Annotated in this window: 12 protein-coding genes; 3 read left to right on the top strand and 9 right to left on the bottom strand. The window is 50.7% G+C overall.

Annotated features, from left to right (window positions below; genetic code table 11):
* The first annotated feature begins 180 nt into the window (after positions 1–180).
* Complete coding sequence (gene gdhA / locus BQ8005_RS07225) at positions 181–1518, top strand: NADP-specific glutamate dehydrogenase (protein WP_021848009.1); 1338 nt, start codon at positions 181–183, stop codon at positions 1516–1518.
* 221 nt (positions 1519–1739) lie between these two features.
* A complete protein-coding gene (locus BQ8005_RS07220; RefSeq protein WP_021848010.1) occupies positions 1740–2903 on the top strand; it encodes a M24 family metallopeptidase in 1164 nt (387 codons plus the stop codon).
* Between the two features lie 341 nt (positions 2904–3244).
* Here the strand turns inward: BQ8005_RS07220 and BQ8005_RS07215 are convergent, their stop codons facing one another.
* The 3 genes from BQ8005_RS07215 to ruvA are packed head-to-tail and all read right to left on the bottom strand — an operon-like array spanning position 3245 to position 6053.
* On the bottom strand, positions 3245–4384 hold the full coding sequence (locus BQ8005_RS07215) for an acyltransferase family protein (protein WP_075317572.1): 1140 nt from the start codon (positions 4382–4384) through the stop codon (positions 3245–3247).
* A gap of 58 nt (positions 4385–4442) precedes the next feature.
* The gene (locus BQ8005_RS07210; RefSeq protein ID WP_075317571.1) at positions 4443–5432 is read right to left on the bottom strand and encodes a DUF3843 family protein; all 990 of its coding nucleotides are present in this window, start codon (positions 5430–5432) and stop codon (positions 4443–4445) included.
* Between the two features lie 15 nt (positions 5433–5447).
* Positions 5448–6053, bottom strand: a complete 606-nt coding sequence (gene ruvA / locus BQ8005_RS07205; protein ID WP_075317570.1) for a Holliday junction branch migration protein RuvA — start codon at positions 6051–6053, stop codon at positions 5448–5450.
* Between the two features lie 238 nt (positions 6054–6291).
* Here ruvA and BQ8005_RS07200 point away from each other — a divergent pair, with 238 nt between their 5' ends.
* Positions 6292–7191, top strand: coding sequence for a diaminopimelate dehydrogenase (locus tag BQ8005_RS07200; protein ID WP_021848014.1), 900 nt, complete (start codon positions 6292–6294; stop codon positions 7189–7191).
* Here BQ8005_RS07200 and BQ8005_RS07195 read toward each other — a convergent pair.
* From BQ8005_RS07195 to BQ8005_RS07165, 6 genes are all read right to left on the bottom strand, one after another.
* Entirely contained in the window at positions 7139–8941 is a 1803-nt protein-coding gene (locus BQ8005_RS07195) for an IS1182 family transposase (RefSeq protein ID WP_234984014.1), read from the bottom strand. The genes BQ8005_RS07200 and BQ8005_RS07195 overlap by 53 nt on opposite strands.
* A 131-nt stretch (positions 8942–9072) precedes the next feature.
* The gene (locus tag BQ8005_RS07190) at positions 9073–10701 is read right to left on the bottom strand and encodes a DUF3857 domain-containing protein (RefSeq protein ID WP_075317569.1); all 1629 of its coding nucleotides are present in this window, start codon (positions 10699–10701) and stop codon (positions 9073–9075) included.
* A 38-nt stretch (positions 10702–10739) separates the two neighbouring features.
* The gene (locus tag BQ8005_RS07185) at positions 10740–12707 is read right to left on the bottom strand and encodes a DUF3857 domain-containing protein (RefSeq protein ID WP_075317568.1); all 1968 of its coding nucleotides are present in this window, start codon (positions 12705–12707) and stop codon (positions 10740–10742) included.
* A 503-nt stretch (positions 12708–13210) separates the two neighbouring features.
* Positions 13211–14545 carry an RIP metalloprotease RseP gene (gene rseP, locus BQ8005_RS07175; protein WP_075317566.1) on the bottom strand — a complete coding sequence of 445 codons (1335 nt, stop codon included), beginning with the start codon at positions 14543–14545 and terminating at the stop codon, positions 13211–13213.
* Between the two features lie 39 nt (positions 14546–14584).
* Positions 14585–15739 carry a 1-deoxy-D-xylulose-5-phosphate reductoisomerase gene (locus BQ8005_RS07170; protein WP_075317565.1) on the bottom strand — a complete coding sequence of 385 codons (1155 nt, stop codon included), beginning with the start codon at positions 15737–15739 and terminating at the stop codon, positions 14585–14587.
* A 14-nt stretch (positions 15740–15753) separates the two neighbouring features.
* The gene (locus BQ8005_RS07165; protein WP_021848020.1) at positions 15754–16620 is read right to left on the bottom strand and encodes a M23 family metallopeptidase; all 867 of its coding nucleotides are present in this window, start codon (positions 16618–16620) and stop codon (positions 15754–15756) included.
* Between the last annotated feature and the right edge of the window lie 7 nt (positions 16621–16627).

The following is a 16627-nucleotide window of genomic DNA, read 5'->3' as shown; positions in this document are numbered from 1 at the left end:
CGAGGAAAAACGTATTATATATTAGATGTTAAATGACATTTTATTATTATTTGCTTATTTTTTCGTCTTAAAATTTAGGATGTTTGAAAAGAATAGCTATATTTGCAGTGTTGTTGGTTGACAATTTGCTCAGCTGGCAGCGAGTGAACCATTGATAGAACCTTTTTAAAACGTAATATTATGAATATTGAACGTATTATGGCCTCTTTGGAGGCAAAGCATCCCGGTGAATCTGAGTATCTTCAAGCCGTAAAGGAAGTACTTCTTTCTATCGAAGATATCTACAATCAGCATCCTGAATTTGAGAAGGCAAAGATCATTGAACGTCTGGTGGAACCCGATCGTATCTTCACGTTCCGTGTCACTTGGGTAGACGACAAAGGTGAAGTACAGACCAACTTGGGCTATCGTGTGCAGTTTAACAATGCCATTGGCCCATACAAAGGCGGTATCCGTTTCCATGCTTCGGTCAACTTGTCTATCCTGAAGTTCCTGGGATTTGAGCAAACGTTCAAGAATGCCCTGACGACGCTGCCTATGGGTGGTGGTAAGGGTGGTTCGGACTTCTCTCCCCGTGGCAAGAGCGACGCTGAAATCATGCGTTTCTGCCAGGCCTTTATGTTGGAGTTATGGCGTCATGTAGGTCCCGATATGGATGTGCCTGCCGGTGATATCGGTGTAGGCGGCCGTGAGGTAGGCTACATGTTCGGTATGTATAAGAAATTGACCCGTGAATTTACAGGTACCTTTACCGGTAAAGGATTGGAATTCGGCGGTTCGCTGATTCGTCCTGAGGCTACAGGCTTCGGAGGCTTGTATTTCGTGAACCAGATGCTGCAAACCAAGGGTATCGACATCAAGGGTAAGACAGTGGCTATTTCTGGCTTCGGAAACGTGGCATGGGGTGCCGCTACCAAAGCTACTGAATTAGGTGCCAAAGTGGTGACTATCTCCGGTCCGGACGGTTACATCTACGATCCCGACGGTATTAGCGGTGAAAAGATCGACTATATGTTGGAGCTCCGTGCATCGGGCAATGATATCGTAGCACCGTATGCTGAACAGTTCCCGGGTGCAACGTTCGTGGCTGGCAAACGTCCTTGGGAAGTGAAGGTAGACATCGCACTGCCGTGTGCTACCCAGAATGAATTGAACGGTGACGATGCCCGTCATCTGATAGACAACAATGTGCTCTGTGTAGGTGAAATCTCAAATATGGGATGTACGCCTGAGGCTATCGACCTCTTCATCGAACACAAGATGATGTATGCACCGGGTAAGGCTGTCAATGCAGGTGGTGTGGCTACCAGCGGACTGGAAATGTCACAGAATGCCATGCACTTAAGCTGGAGCGCTGCTGAAGTGGACGAGAAGTTGCATGCCATCATGCACGGCATCCATGAACAGTGTGTGAAATACGGAACAGAACCTGATGGTTACATCAACTATGTGAAGGGCGCGAATATCGCCGGCTTCATGAAAGTTGCTCATGCCATGATGGGTCAAGGTATAATATAAGAGAGAAACTTTGTTTAGTTGTATTTGTATTTGTGGTTTATGCTGCCCCGTGCCTGTGAAGGTACGGGGCAGAGTGTTTTTAGTCAGGAAGTGAAATATACCTATTCGTAGGTATTTTCGGATTATCTGTCCGTATGAAAGGTTAACTTACTTTTTGATGCGTGATGCTTATTCCTTAAAATTACTATCTTTGCAAGCAGAAACCATAAACAGCTAAGAAAATGTTATTTCCAGAATTGAAACAAAGACGTGATAAAATACGCATTTTGATGGCTCAACAGGGGATCGATGCTGCCCTTATTGCTTGCAATGTCAATTTGATTTATACATATGGTCGCGTGGTCAGCGGTTATTTGTACTTGCCGTTGAACGATTTTGCGCGTTTGTTCGTGAAGCGTCCCAATACCATAGAGGGAGAACACGTGATGTCTATCCGTAAACCCGAACAGTTGCCTGACCTGATTAAGGAGTGTGGCTTGCCGTTACCTCAGAAATTGATGCTGGAAGGGGACGAACTGTCTTTCAGGGAATACAACCGCTTGGCAGCCTGCTTTCCTGAAACTGAGGTCGTTTCTTGCGGCTCTTCGCTGATACGTCAGGCACGTGCTACAAAGACCGAGATGGAGATTGAATTTTTCCGTCGCTCGGGCGTAGCTCATGCCAAAGCCTACGAACAGATTCCGTCGGTCTACCGGCCTGGTATGACCGACCTCCAGCTTTCCATAGAGATCGAACGGCTGATGCGTCTGGAAGGTTGTCTCGGCATTTTCCGTGTGTTCGGTCAGAGTATGGAGATATTCATGGGCAGCCTGCTGGCGGGCGACAATGCCGCTACTCCTTCTCCTTATGATTTTGCATTGGGAGGGGCCGGACTGGATCCTTCGCTTCCCGGTGGCCCCAACGGTACACTGATACAGCCCGGACAGAGTTTCATGGTGGATATGGGCGGCAACTTCTATGGCTATATGTGTGACATGAGCCGTGTATATTCCATCGGCAAATTGAGCGAACAGGCCTATGCTGCCCATCAGACCTGTCTGGAGATACAGGAAGCCGTATCGTCCATGGCCAAGCCGGGAGTCATCTGCGAGGACTTGTACAACAAGGCCATTGAGATGGTGACAAAAGCTGGTTTTGCTGACTATTTCATGGGAGTAGGACAGAAGGCAAAGTTTATCGGGCATGGTATAGGACTGGAAATCAATGAAGCTCCTGTGATAGCTCCCCGTATCCGGCAGGAATTGGAGCCAGGCATGGTCTTTGCGTTGGAGCCGAAAATCGTATTGCCGGGAATCGGCCCGCTGGGTATCGAGAACTCTTGGGTAGTGACGGCCGAAGGCTTGGAGAAGCTGACTACCGCTCCCGAAGAAATCATCGAGCTTTGACGGGCAGTTGTTTGGGGGTGTCATGCAGTGCTTCGTGAGCTGCTGATGCAGTGCTTCGTTACCCTCTCATACAGTGCTTCCTTACACTCTGAGGAAGCACTGCATGACACTCTGAGAAAGTACTGCGTCAGAGTGGTTTGTAGGTATCGAAGTTTTGTATTTATGTCCTATTTACTTACTCTGTTGATTTTGAGTGTTTTAGGTAGATGCGTGATAAGTGCTTGTATAAACTTTCTGTACATTTATTTAATTGTCCGCGTAATGTTTACCAATAGCCTGCCACGCATCTACCTAAAATGAACATAATCAGGTAAGTAGGTAGATGAGTGGTTGGTGGAAGCTCACTTTTTGCTCAACCACCGGCGCACAGGCTTATCATAAAGTTTCAGGCAGAGCCAGGCCAGCAGGATGCTGCCTGCATAGACGGCGAGAGCCGTGGGCCACACTTCGCCGAACGTATAGTATTTGTGTTCGATCAGCCAGGAGTAGAACAGGTACATCACGGGGTAGTGGACGGCATAGAGCGGATAGGAGATGTCGCCTGCAAACCGGCATATCCGGGTGGAATGTTTGTCTGTAGTCTTTCCGGAAGCGGCCAGCCACACCAGCAGCGGGAACACGAGGAAGATGCAGAACACTTCGTACAGACCGTTCAGGCAGATGCCCTCTTTTCCTTCTATATAAGGAACGCAGAACAGTACGAGCAACACGGCTGTACAAATCCAGAAGGCCCCCTTGATTTTGACGGGCTTGAAGTGGCGCGAAAGCAGCATACCCAGTGTGAAGGGGAAGAGCATGCGCAGCAGGCCACCCAGGAAGTTGGCACCGTCCAGTGTCCATCCTACACCGATCATGCCGTATCCCACCACGTCGAACAGAGCGAACCAAGCCAAACCTACTCCCGACAGGACGGTCAGCAGGGCCAGCATCTTGTTGCTCAGGCGATGGATGAAGAGCGCATAGAGGATATTACCGATGTATTCGAAGAAGAGCGACCAGCTCGGACCGTTCAGCGGAAACATCTCGCCGTTGCCGCGTATGTCGTAGCTGGCTCCCGGGGCGGCGGGAATGAAGAACATGGCACAGAGCAGGGCAAGCATTACCAGTGAAAGACTGATGTGGGTGCCGTCCCATTGCACCGAGCCTTGCAACAGATAGAATACCACACCCAGCACAGCTCCCATTACAATCATCGGGTGGAGTCGAATCAGTCGACGCTTGAAGAAGTTGCCCAGACTCATGCTTTTGCCCAACCGGTCGTCGTAGGCATAGCCGATGACGAAACCGGACAGGATGAAGAAGAAGTCTACGGCCAAATAACCGTGGTTGATGACGGTAATGAGGGTACCTCCGGCGGCAAAGGACAGACCCTCGAATATGTGGTAGAACACAACCAGCAGGGCGGCTACTCCTCTCAGCCCATCGAGTAGCTCATAATGGGGTTTGGTGTCGTTAAAAGCGGCGGAAGAAATGTTTTTCATGTGTGATAATGTTATTTTCTGTGTTAATTCGAGTTATTTGTGGTGGATTCTATAATTCTTAGTTTCCTTCATAATATTCTCCCAGAAAGTAACGGGCAATGAAATCCCAGTTCTGCTGTAGTATTTCCCGACCTCTGTCGAAAGGGAGGGCGACATCACACAAGAGGTTGTTCTGCATACCATACTTCAACAGATCGAATGGACAACGGCCGGGCAGGCAGAACAACTCGTAACCTTCGGCTGTGGCAGTCTGTGCATCATAGGCTGGATTGTGGGAATCACGGAAACAGGCAGCTACGCCGGGAGCCAGTAGCATGCCTTTGGTGTTGGCATAGACTACAAAGTCCTTTTCAGCTTTCAGGTCAGCCAGTATGCCATCGGGATGATCTTCCCACTCCAGTGTACCGATGAGGAAGACGCGTAGTTCTTCGTAAGTTGCAAAATAGAGCAGGGGATTTCCTTGGCTGTATTGCAGGCAGCGTTCCACATCCTTGGTCAACCGACTGTCGGGAGTGACTTCGGGCAGGGGAACGAAAGGTATTTCCAGCAGGTTGAGGTCCATGACCCATGTTTCCGGAGAGGGAATTTCGTTGATGGGGGCTTCTTCGAAAAGGGAGTCCATCCGGTCATAGAGTTGTCGAGCCAGAGTTAGCAATGACTCTTCGGAAGGATTCTGGAAATAGAAAGAAGGATGAACATCAGACAGGTTTTTCCACAGGAGGAAACAGACATCATCCCAATTGATTTCGTCATCAATATAGCTTGTACAGGGGTAGAACGGTAACGGTTGTCCGTACAACGTGCCGTAACGGGTGGTGAATGCTTTCCAGCCTCCGGTTTGAGCAATGGCATCCTGAAAGTAAAGGGTTATGTCCAAAACCGTTTTAGTTATCTTGTCAGCAGTCTTGTTGGCAAACAAGGGGGAGGCTGCAATTAGGGGGAGCATTTCGTTGGTGAAATTCAGATACCATGAGTCTCCGGGTAGCGTTCGGGTACGTCCGTTGGCCTCCAACCAGCGTTTCATATAGATAGTAGAAGTGGTTTTCATGGATGAAATAGCGTTTTAAAGTCTTTTTAAAGCCAGTTTGATCACTTGTTCCACCGGAGCATCAGGCGTTTCCTTCAGGATACCCAGTACCACCTTCTGCGAAGCAGCCTGTGCAAAGCCCAGCATGGTAAGGGCGGCTACGGCTTCGTCCATCACCTCGTTGCTGGCAGTAGTGGCGAGCGGAAGTCCCGGCTCGACACCCATTGCCGCGGCTACAGAACCGGTCTTCATCTTGTCCTTCAGGTCCACGATGATGCGCTGGGCGGTCTTCAGGCCGATGCCTTTCACCGTCTTCAGCAGGTTGGCGTTCTCCGTACTGATGATGTTGATGAGCTCGGCAGGTGACAAAGCCGAGAGTATCATGCGGGCGGTGTTTCCGCCGATGCCCGACACTGAGATGAGCAGTAGGAAAAGTTCGCGCTCCTGTTTGTCGGCAAAGCCGTAAAGCTGGTAGGCGTCTTCGCGGATGGCTTCGTAGACGTAGAGCTTGCAGGACTTCTTGCCCTGAATGGCCGAATAAGTGTTGAGTGAGATACTGGCCAGGTAGCCCACACCATTGCAGTCGATGATGGCGGCTGCCGGAGTGAGTTCGGCCAGTTCGCCTCGGATGTATTCTATCATATCAAAAAGTTTCGTTGTAGCTGTTCCAGAACAGTGTTTTGTGGTCTGCTCGAACAAATGCTTTACTTGTCTTGTTTTATGTCTGGTGCAAATGTACAAAATATCTCTTGGCTATAAAATAGTCTTAATAAAGAAAAAAGGAAATGGAAGAATGAACTGTTTTATGTTCAAGTTTAAAGAATAATGACTACTTTTGTACCCGCAAAACAGAAAACTGATAATTAAATTCGATAAAAGTATGAAAAAAGTAAGAGCTGCCATCGTTGGTTATGGCAATATCGGGCACTATGTGCTTCAAGCTTTGCAGGCTGCGCCTGATTTTGAAATTGCCGGTGTAGTACGTCGTGCAGGTGCCGAGAACCGTCCGGCCGAACTGAATGACTATCCTGTGGTAAAAGATATCAAGGAACTGGAAAGTGTGGATGTAGCCATCCTCTGTACGCCGACCCGCAGCGTGGAGAAGTATGCCAAGGAGATTCTGGCACTGGGCATCCATACCGTGGACAGCTTCGATATCCATACGGGTATTGCCGACCTGCGCCGTACGCTGGATGCCGAGGCCAAGGCTCACAACACTGTTTCTATCATTTCGGCCGGTTGGGATCCGGGAAGTGACTCTGTAGTGCGTACACTGCTGGAGGCTATCGCCCCGAAGGGCATCACGTACACCAATTTCGGTCCGGGCATGAGCATGGGACACACGGTAGCCGTGAAAGCCATCGAAGGTGTGAAGGCTGCTTTGTCTATGACGATTCCTACCGGTACGGGCATTCATCGTCGTATGGTGTACATCGAACTGAACGAGGGTTATGACTTCGACAAGGTGGCTGCTGCCATCAAGGCCGATCCTTACTTCGTGAACGACGAAACACACGTGAAGCTGGTGCCCAGTGTGGATGCACTGCTTGATATGGGACACGGTGTGAATCTGACTCGCAAGGGTGTTTCAGGCAAGACGCAGAACCAGTTGTTTGAGTTCAACATGCGCATTAACAATCCGGCTCTGACAGCTCAGGTATTGGTTTGTGTGGCACGTGCGGCCATGCGTCAGCAGCCGGGCTGTTATACAATGATCGAAATTCCCGTTATCGACCTGTTACCGGGCGAGCGCGAGGAATGGATCTCTCATTTGGTATAATCCCTGACCTATATATAATAAACGGCGAGAGGGTGTGTCGTAATACGCGATTCACCCTCTTTTCTTTATCAACGATAAGAGCGTTGTTAACTTTTTCAAGCAGCGATATTCTGAAGATAATCTCGATATTTTGTTCCCAATAGCTTAAATGAGTGGTAATAAGGCCGTAAAGGTGTTTAATTGGCCAATTTATCCCCTCTTTATTCATCTTGGTACACATCTTTTTTATATTGAAGGCGATGGCCAGGAAGGAAAAGTCAATAAGGACCTTGTCCTTTCCAAAATGACGGAAGCGCTTGTAGTTCATGTTGAATTTTATCTGTCCAAATACAGCTTCCGGTTCTATACACCTTTGCCCTCTGTGTTTCAGTCCTTCTTCGGAACAGAGAAGTTCCCGGGCTTTCTGTTTGTATATCCTGAGTCGGTGATTCAGTTCTATCGTCCTGTTTCCTTTAGCTTTAAAACACAGACATCTTAACGGACACCCTTCGCATCTGACAGCCCTATACCTGGCATATTCGACTACATATCCGGATTCGGTTTTCGTATGCCTGGTACCTGCCCTCTGCATCTTTTGTCCCATTGGACAGACGCAGTAGTCCTGTTCTTCATTGTAGAAAAAGTTTTCGGCTTTAAAAGGATTCGGTTTAAATCTTGGCCGCTGCTCCATGTGGAAACAATTGTATTTGACGTATGCTTCCATCCCGTTTTCCGACATAAAGTGGTAATTCTCTTCTGATCCGTAACCGGAATCAGCAACCACCGTATGAGCCAAACGGCCGTATCTGTCGGCAAAGGACTTCAGAAAGGGAATCATCGTCAAGGTGTCAGTCGGATTCGGAAAAAGAGAATAATCGATAATGAATTGATTTTCCGTAGCAATCTGAAGATTATATCCTGGTTTTGTCTGACCGTTGTGCATGGCATCCTCCTTCATTCTCATAAAAGTGGCCTCTTTGTCTGTCTTGGAATAAGAGTTGCGGTCCTGAAGATTGTCCAGATGGTTATTGTATTCCTGAAGCTTATCTCTATGTGCTTCCAGTTCTTTCAGCTGCTTGCGTTTCTTTCCCAGCGCAGATTTCTGCTCTTTCGTGGATGGTTCTGAAGTCTGTTCAAGAGCAGTGCGTAATTCTCCCGCCATTTCTGTCAGCATGGAAGGAGTAAACTCAATTTCCTCGTTGTTTTCCGAAGCTTTTTCCTGAGCGATGACGTCATCTATTTGGCTTAACAAAACACTGATTTTCTTCATCAGTCGTTCACGGTTTCGCTCAACGCTCTTCCGCCATACAAAAGTATATTTGTTGGCCTTGGACTCAATCTTTGTTCCGTCAATATATTCCACATTCAGACTGATGAAACCTTTGGATGAAAGCAGAAGTACGGTTTGGGTAAACACTTCGTTGATCTCCTTCTTCACCCGATTACGGAAACGGTTGATAGTAATAAAGTCCGGTTTCTCATAACCGGCTAACCAAATGTAATGGATATCACGACGAAGGAGCTTTTCTATTTTCCGGCAGGAGTATATATTGTTCATATAGGCATACAAGATAACCTTTAGCATCATCTTGGGATGGTAAGGACTACGGCCGCATTCTTTGTATAACTTCCTGAAACCTTCAAGATTCAGGCTTTCAACCAAAGCGTCAACCATGCGTATAGGATCGTTTTCTGCAATATCTTCATCGATTCTTTGCGGAAATAGTACCGTTTGGTTGGGAGTGTAGGGACGAAAATGTATCTTTGCCATATGTATAAATCTTTAGGCTTAAAGATACAAAATCTTTAGGTAATAACAAAGCCCCAGCTTGTGAAAGTCGGGGCTTTGTGCTAAACAAAGAAGGTGTGCTTTTTGACACACCTTCTCGTTTTATTTTCATCTTACTTCGCCGGTTTTAACAGCAATGTATGGTTGTTGGTATCACGCCATTCAGCCATCAGGGCGTAGAAGTCACGGTAGACTTCAGGTGTGAGCAACTGTTGCGTGATGCTGAGGCTGCGGGTGACGGTTATTCCATCTGTACTGGGGTGGTAAGTGAACGATACTTTGCCACACTTGTTGGCCACTACCTTATTGGCCTTCGGACTCCAAGTAGTACCTTCGGGCAGTTTGATCAGCGTTTCGCTGGTCACGTCCACGGTCTGCGGAAGCAGGATGTTCTCGCGGATGGTGGTATTGGCAGCATAGGCATAGAGCGGAAGAGCAGCCGATATCGGCTTCAAGTTGACAACTTGCCATCCTTCGGGCAGTGTTTGCGAGTTGTCGGCTTTGACTTCCAATACGGCTTTCTGAGTGTCTTGAACTTCGGGTGCTTTCAATTCCAAAGGTTGTGCCTGTAGGTCGGTCACTGTCATGTAGCCTTGCAACCTGGCTTCGTCCGTACCTTGTAGCACTACACCTTTCGGGGTGGCATCCGATTTTGCGACGAGGGATATGATGCTTCCCAAACCGAGGTTGTCCACTTCCGCCGGGTGAAGGGCACAGATGGTTACTTCGGCTTTGAGACTGGCAGCCTGTTGCAGGGCGACGTCCAGATTAACCAGTTCGGCCTGTGTACCGTAGGCACTACGGATGATTTCCGAAGCCGGACGTAGGCGGTAGCCCGCTTCTCCGAGCGACACTTTGCATTGGGCGGAACGGTAGAGGCCGTCCATGTAGGTGGCGATGGCGCTGCGCAGGTCGCTGCTGTCTTTTTGGGCGGCTTGCTTTAGTTCGGTCAACTTGGCTTCGATGACAGTGCGGTCGCCGGGGACGAACTGCTGGGCGAGCGACTTCAGTGCGTCGGCATAGCTGGCCCAGGTAGAGGCCACAAGGACGGGCATCATGCCGGAGGCTGCTTGCTGCACCAGCCCCAGACTGCTGCGTAACGAGGGATAGGAATAGGGGCGCGGTTCCACGTTCTTCAACTTCCAGGTGATGGATTTCATGCCGTCCTTGTTCGTTTCAGCCGGACGGGCGGAAGCATTCAGCAGTTCGTAGTGCAGCGTCTTTCCTTCAGGTACTTCGATGCGTAAAGTGAATTCGTCGATGGGCGACAGCTCTTTTATAGGACAACAGATGTCCAGTTCGGGCAGGTAGCCGGCACGAATCTTGATGGAGTAGTCCAGGCAGATGGTGGCGCCCAGTTCCAGACCGGTGTGTACTACGACCATTTCCTTCAGTCCGTTATAGGCAGGTGCATTGGCGGCTGCGGAGGGCAACACTTCGACAAAGGCGTTGTTGGGAGTACGGACGATGGTACCGTCCTTCTGCCGCGTATAAGAATCGTGTATTTCGAGCTGCTGGTATTGCGGATCGTAGACGATGAACGTTTCGCCGTAGAGGCTGTTCATGGCGGCGTGGGTGTAGAGGGTCAGTTCTTTCTGTACGCGGAGTTCCTGACTGCCGTCGGCATGCAGGGTGTAGGTCTTCGACAGTTTGCCAAAACGTGCCTCGGGTGCGGCCTGTGCGGTGAGGGTCATGGACAGGAGCAGGGCAAGCACACCTATGTATAGATGGATTGTTTTCATTTTTCTTCAATTCAGTTTTGAGTGTTCGACGAATCGGTTCATTTCTTTACGACGAGATACTGGCCATAGCTCTTGGCGGTGTTGACGGCCTGGCGGAAGCTGTTCCAGTCGGCTGCCTCATAGACGCGCTTCTTCAGGGCGAGGCGGGTCTTCACCGTCAGTCGGTTGCCCTCCTGGGCAATGGAACCTTCGAAGTCGGCTGCCTGTCCGCTGAGGCTATCCTGACGTGGTTCTCCTGCCAGTTGGTAGCCCGAGGGCAGACGGAGTGTTTCGTCCAGTTCCACCAGACGCGAACAGCCGTCTTTGAAACCATACTGACGTGTCTCCAGACTGGTGTCGATGCGCAGGTAGGACATCACTTGCGTATAGAGGTTGTTCAGCACGAAAGGCTTGAAGACCATCCCGCCGTCGTCGCCCGCCAGGGCATAGTCGGGTATTTCGTAGCGGAAGGTGATGCGGATGGGAGCCTTCTGATAGTCCTTCGGGTTGCGTCCGTAGTCCACGCTGAGGAGGCGTGCCTTGGGCGAAACGTTCAGCAGCTGGCGCTCCATCGTGTTCTGCCACTCGCTCTGGAAGCCGGTGGTGAAGATGCGGCGTATGTTGCTGTCGCTCTGTCCTTCTGCTTCAATGGTGAAGCTGCCTCGCAGAGTACCGTCGGCCGAGAGGCGGTTGTCGGCGTGGATGCGGACGTAGTGGTTCTCGGGAGCGGAGACGGGTGTCAGGCAGAGGTCGGTGCCTTCGGGCGTGCCGGGCAGGTAGTTCTGTTGCTGTTCGGCACTGCTCCACAGCTCGCGGCAGAAGGGCACCCACGTGGGGTCGAGGGGCATCAGCGTGCCGTCCTTCAGGCGTACCACGGCCACGCAGTGGTTGAAGTGGTCGGCAGGGATGGTCTCCACGCGGCTGCCTGCCATCGTCATGGCCGGATAGGCTTCGAAGCCCGCCATGCGCAGGAAGGCAATAAGCGTACCGGCAATGTCTTTGCACACGCCGCAGCGGTCGGTGTAGTTCATCTTCAGGTTGTGCAGGGTGAAGCCTTCGCCCTTGCCCATGGTGATGCCGGCGTAGCGGATGTTGTCGGCCACCCAGTGGGTCAGCACGGCTATCTTCTCCAGGTCGGTCTTCTTGCCGCGTATCAGTTCGTCCACCTTGCGCTGGGCTTCGGGGATGGCGGTGAAGCTGCCGTAGTCTTCGTTGACGCCATGGAACCAGCGCGACTTCTCACGCCAGTCGGCAGTGGTGGACATCATCAGTTTGGGGGCAGCGTCGTAGAAGTCTACCATGTTGGGCTCGCGCCGGAAGGGCATCAGGCCGTCCGAGGCAAAGGTGTAGACTTTGCGTCCGTCCTCGTAGCGCAGAGACGAGGCGCAGCTGCCTTGGTAGAACTGAAACTGCATGTCCTTCTCGGCAGGCAGACTGACACGGTAGACTTTGCGCACCGTCGGGTCACTGCTCCAGAAGGGCACGATGTCGTAGAACTGGCCGCGCATGGGCGGGATGAAGCGTGAGTCGTCTCCGTCCTGAGGCATGTCGGCCAGCAGGGCATAGGTGAATCCCTTCTTGTCTATTTCGTAGTCAATGACGTCGCCGGGCTTCAGCTGCCCCAGCTCGATCATAATCTGACGGGCACCCCAGTAGATGGCTCGGGCGGGTGCGGCATAGTCCAGGGTTTTCGATACATCCACTTCGGTCTTCGTACCGTCGGCATGGTGGACGGTGACCCGACGGAAGCGGGCGGCAGCCGTCAGCGGGTCGTAGTCGTACTTCAGTACGCGCTGGCGCAGGGCGCCGGCAGGTGTCTGCACCTTGACGGTGCGGCACACGGCGAACGAACCTTGTCCGCTGGGTTGCACGGTGACACTGGTGCTGTCCAGCAGGTTGACACAATCGTGTCGGGCGTAGGCTTCGTCCTGCAAGGTCGTCCGTTCATAGGCCTTCCACGACTGAGCCTGGAGAGCCGTCGCTCCGCACAGCAGGGCGGCGGCCAGGGTAGCAGTTGTTTTTCTCATATCGTTTGATTTTAGTTTGGTACAGGCTTGTCTTTTTTTCGTTGTCGCTGTATCGGCGTGCTAAGGTAAGATTTTCCGTTCGAAAAAGCAAGCTTTCGCGGTTTGCGAAAGCTTGCTGACGCTGCGATGATATTTTTCAGATGCTGGAAAACTTTATCTCGCTGAGATAGCACTTTCCCAAAGCTGGAAAGCTTCATCTCGCTGAGATAGCACTTTCCCAAAGCTGGAAAGCTTCATCTTGCCAAGATAGCACTTTCCCGAAGCTGGAAAGCTTTATCTCACTGAGATAGCACTTTCCCGAAGCTGGAAAGCTTCATCTCGCTGAGATAGTACTTTCCCAAAACTGGATAACCTTATCTCACTAAGATGGCGTTTTCTTGAAACTGGAACGCGAAAAAAAGCACGGGCGGCTCGGACAGGCACGAAACGCTGATGCAGTCAGTCCGTGCAGGTCCGGGTCGCCCGCGTATGGGGGAGGGGGAATCCGCCTGTTTATTAACAGGTCAGAAAATGAACCTCAGTACATCGTTCAGGTTCGCCCAAAGAAGTAGGGCGAAAAGTAGGAACATGCCCACCATCTGCGCACGTTCCATGAACTTGTCGCTGGGTTTGCGGCGTGCCACAATCTCGTAGATGAGGAACAGCACGTGGCCGCCGTCCAGGGCAGGAATAGGCAGAATGTTCATGAAGGCCAAAATGATGGAGAGGAAAGCTGTCATGTACCAGAACTGGTGCCAGTCCCACGTAGCGGGGAAGATGCTGCCGATGGTGCCGAAGCCACCCAGCTGCTTGGCGCCCTCCTTGGAGAAGAGGTATTTCATTTGTCCCACGTAGCCCTTCAGTGTGTTCACACCCAGCATGACGCCGGCGGGGAAGGAGGAGAAGAAGGTGTATTCCTTCTTCACCACGGGTAGCAGGTGGGCGGTACGCATGTCGGCCGTGATGCCTATTTCGTAGAGCGAGTCGGTGGTTAGCGTCAGGGTATCGGTCACGCCGCTTCGCACGTAGGTCAGGCAGATGTCGTGCGAGGCCTGTCCGTCAGCCTTACGTTTCAGCATCTCTTCCTTGAAGTCGAAGTAGGCGATGTTGCGTCCGTCCAGCTGCGTGATGCTGTCGCCCGGTTGCAGTCCGGCCAAGGCAGCAGGACGTCCATCCACGATGCTGTCGATGACAAACGGGTAGCGGAAATCGGCAAAGCGAGTACTGTCTGCCAGCAGGCGGTCCATCAAGTTATCGGGAATGTAAACTGAAGCCTCTTGGCCGTTGCGCAGCACCGTCACTTGGCGGGCATCGACAATGGCCGTCAGCAAGTCGCTGCCCATGCGCTCGAAAGGTACGCCATCGGCTGAAATCAGCACGTCGCCGTCGCGGAATCCTGCCTGATGCATGGTTTCATTGAAATCCATGCCAAGTGGTGCCTTCTGCACGGGGATGTAAGAGTCGCCCCAAGCGAAGAGAATCATGGAGTAGATGAACAGGGCGAGCAGGAAATTGAACAGTACGCCGCCCACCATGATGAGCAGTCGTTGCCATGCGGGCTTGGCGCGAAACTCCCATGGCTGCATGGGTTGTTTCATCTGTTCGGTATCCATCGACTCGTCTATCATGCCAGCAATCTTAACGTATCCGCCCAGCGGTAGCCAGCCGATTCCATATTCCGTTTCGCTGTTCTTGGGTTTGAACTTGAACAGTGTGAACCAGGGATCGAAGAAGAGGCAGAACTTTTCGACCCGTGTCTTGAAGAGGCGGGCAAAAAGGAAGTGCCCCATTTCGTGGATGACGACGAGCAACGAAAGGCTCATGACAAGCTGTAGGGTACGAATTAAAAATGTTTCCATTATTTATTTAACTATAAATTATCGATTATTAAAATTCAATTATTTGTTTATCAAGCTTTCTGCTACACAGCGCGCTTCGGTGTCTGTTGCAACATAATCTTCGTAGGTAGGTTGCTGGATGAAAGCTACGCGCTCCATGGTCTTTTCAATTACGTCGCTCATACCGAGGAACGAGATGCGGTCGTGTAGGAAAGCAGCCACACAGACTTCGTTGGCTGCATTGACGATGCAGGGTATATTTCCTCCACGGTGCAGGGCTTCGTAGGCCAGTGCTAGGTTGCGGAAACGCATAGTATCTGGCTGTTCGAAAGTGAGCTCTGTACATTTCGTGAAGTCCAGCCTAGGAAACGAGGCATGCAAGCGGTCGGGGTAGGAGAAGGCATACTGGATGGGCAGGCGCATGTCCGGCATGCCAAGCTGTGCCTTCACTGCACCGTCTTCGAACTGTACCATGCTGTGTATGACCGATTGCGGATGGACTACTACTTCTATTTGGTCCGGCCGTACGCCGAAAAGCCACTTGGCCTCTATTACTTCAAATCCTTTGTTCATCATCGAAGCCGAGTCGATCGTGATTTTGGCTCCCATGTCCCAATTGGGGTGGCGCAGTGCCTGTTCTTTGGTTACCGTCTTCAGTTGTTCGTGACTAAACGTGCGGAAAGGACCTCCGGAAGCCGTAAGTATTACTTTTTCAATAGCGTTGCCCGCTTCTCCGGCCAGGCATTGGAAGATGGCAGAATGTTCCGAGTCGACTGGCAGGATGGGGGTGCGGTTTACGCGTGCCAGTTGATTGATGAGTTCTCCTGCTACCACTAACGTTTCCTTATTAGCCAAGGCAATAGCCTTGCGTGCACGGATGGCATTTATCGTGGGGCGCAGTCCTGCATATCCTACCATTGCTGTCAGTACGATGTCTATCGGTTTCTCCTGTACTATTTGGCAAAGTGCTTCCTCGCCGGCATATACTTTAACTGGCAGGTCGGCCAAGGCATCCTTCAGTTGTTGGTATTTTGCTTCATTGGCTATTACTACTGCTTCGGGCTTGAATTTACGTGCCTGAGCGATGAGTTCTTCCACTCGGTTGTTGGCTGTCAGTACATAAGCTTCGTACTTGTCGGGATGCTCCTCAATCACTTGCAACGCCTGTGTCCCGATTGAACCAGTGGAACCAAGTATGGCTATCAGTTTTTTCATGATATATCGTTTATTTAGAATACAATATAAATTTCAGGGTTGATGGCACGGCCCCGATGCCACAACTCAAAATGCAGATGTGGGCCAGTACTCAGCTGTCCTGTATTGCCAACCAATGCGATCGCTTCTCCACCTTTTACCGTGTCGCCCTCTTTTTTGAGCAGCGATCCGCAGTGTTTGTAGGTGGATACGAAATCTTGTCTGTGTTGTACCTGTATCACATATCCCGTTTCAGCGGTATAGGTACTCAGAATAACGGTGCCATCCAGAGTGGCCAATACGCTTTCGCCCGGATTAGCGGCGATATCTGTACCGTAGTGCTTCTGTTCAGCATTAAAGGAGGATGATACGATTCCTCTGGTGGGACAATGGAAATTTAGTCCATCTGCCGACATGGCAGTTATGGTTGTCAGATTGTATTTTTCTTTCTCTTCGTATTGTTTGCGAAACTCTTCTTCCCGTTTGGTTCGTTCCATGAGTGAATCCTGACGCAGGGTTGTCAATGAGTCGATGGACTGAATGGTATCTGCCTTAACGTCGCCGCGGAAGATGTCCTGTATATTCATGATGTACAGGTTCTGCCGTTCTACCAATTGTTGGAGCGAGTCTACACGCAAAGCATTGTCTACTACTTGTGCGCGGATTTCACTGTTCATATAGCCGGGCAGATAATTACGCAGTGGAGTGAAAGCTACGATCAGTGAGGCTATCAGAAATAGAACAGTCAATACGGACAGGAGTACAGAGATGCCGTTCAGCTTGGACACATGCAAGCCTACCACCTCTTCCAACGTATTCTCGTTGACGATGGTCAGTTTGTACTTGAACTTGATGTTGTTCCAGAAAGCTTTACTTTTTCTTCTTTTCTTAGGGGTCGGCATGTCTTCT

The organism is Bacteroides togonis (genome assembly GCF_900130135.1).
GTDB classification, from domain to species: Bacteria; Bacteroidota; Bacteroidia; order Bacteroidales; family Bacteroidaceae; genus Bacteroides; species Bacteroides pullorum.
This window is presented reverse-complemented; position numbering and strand designations above follow the sequence as displayed.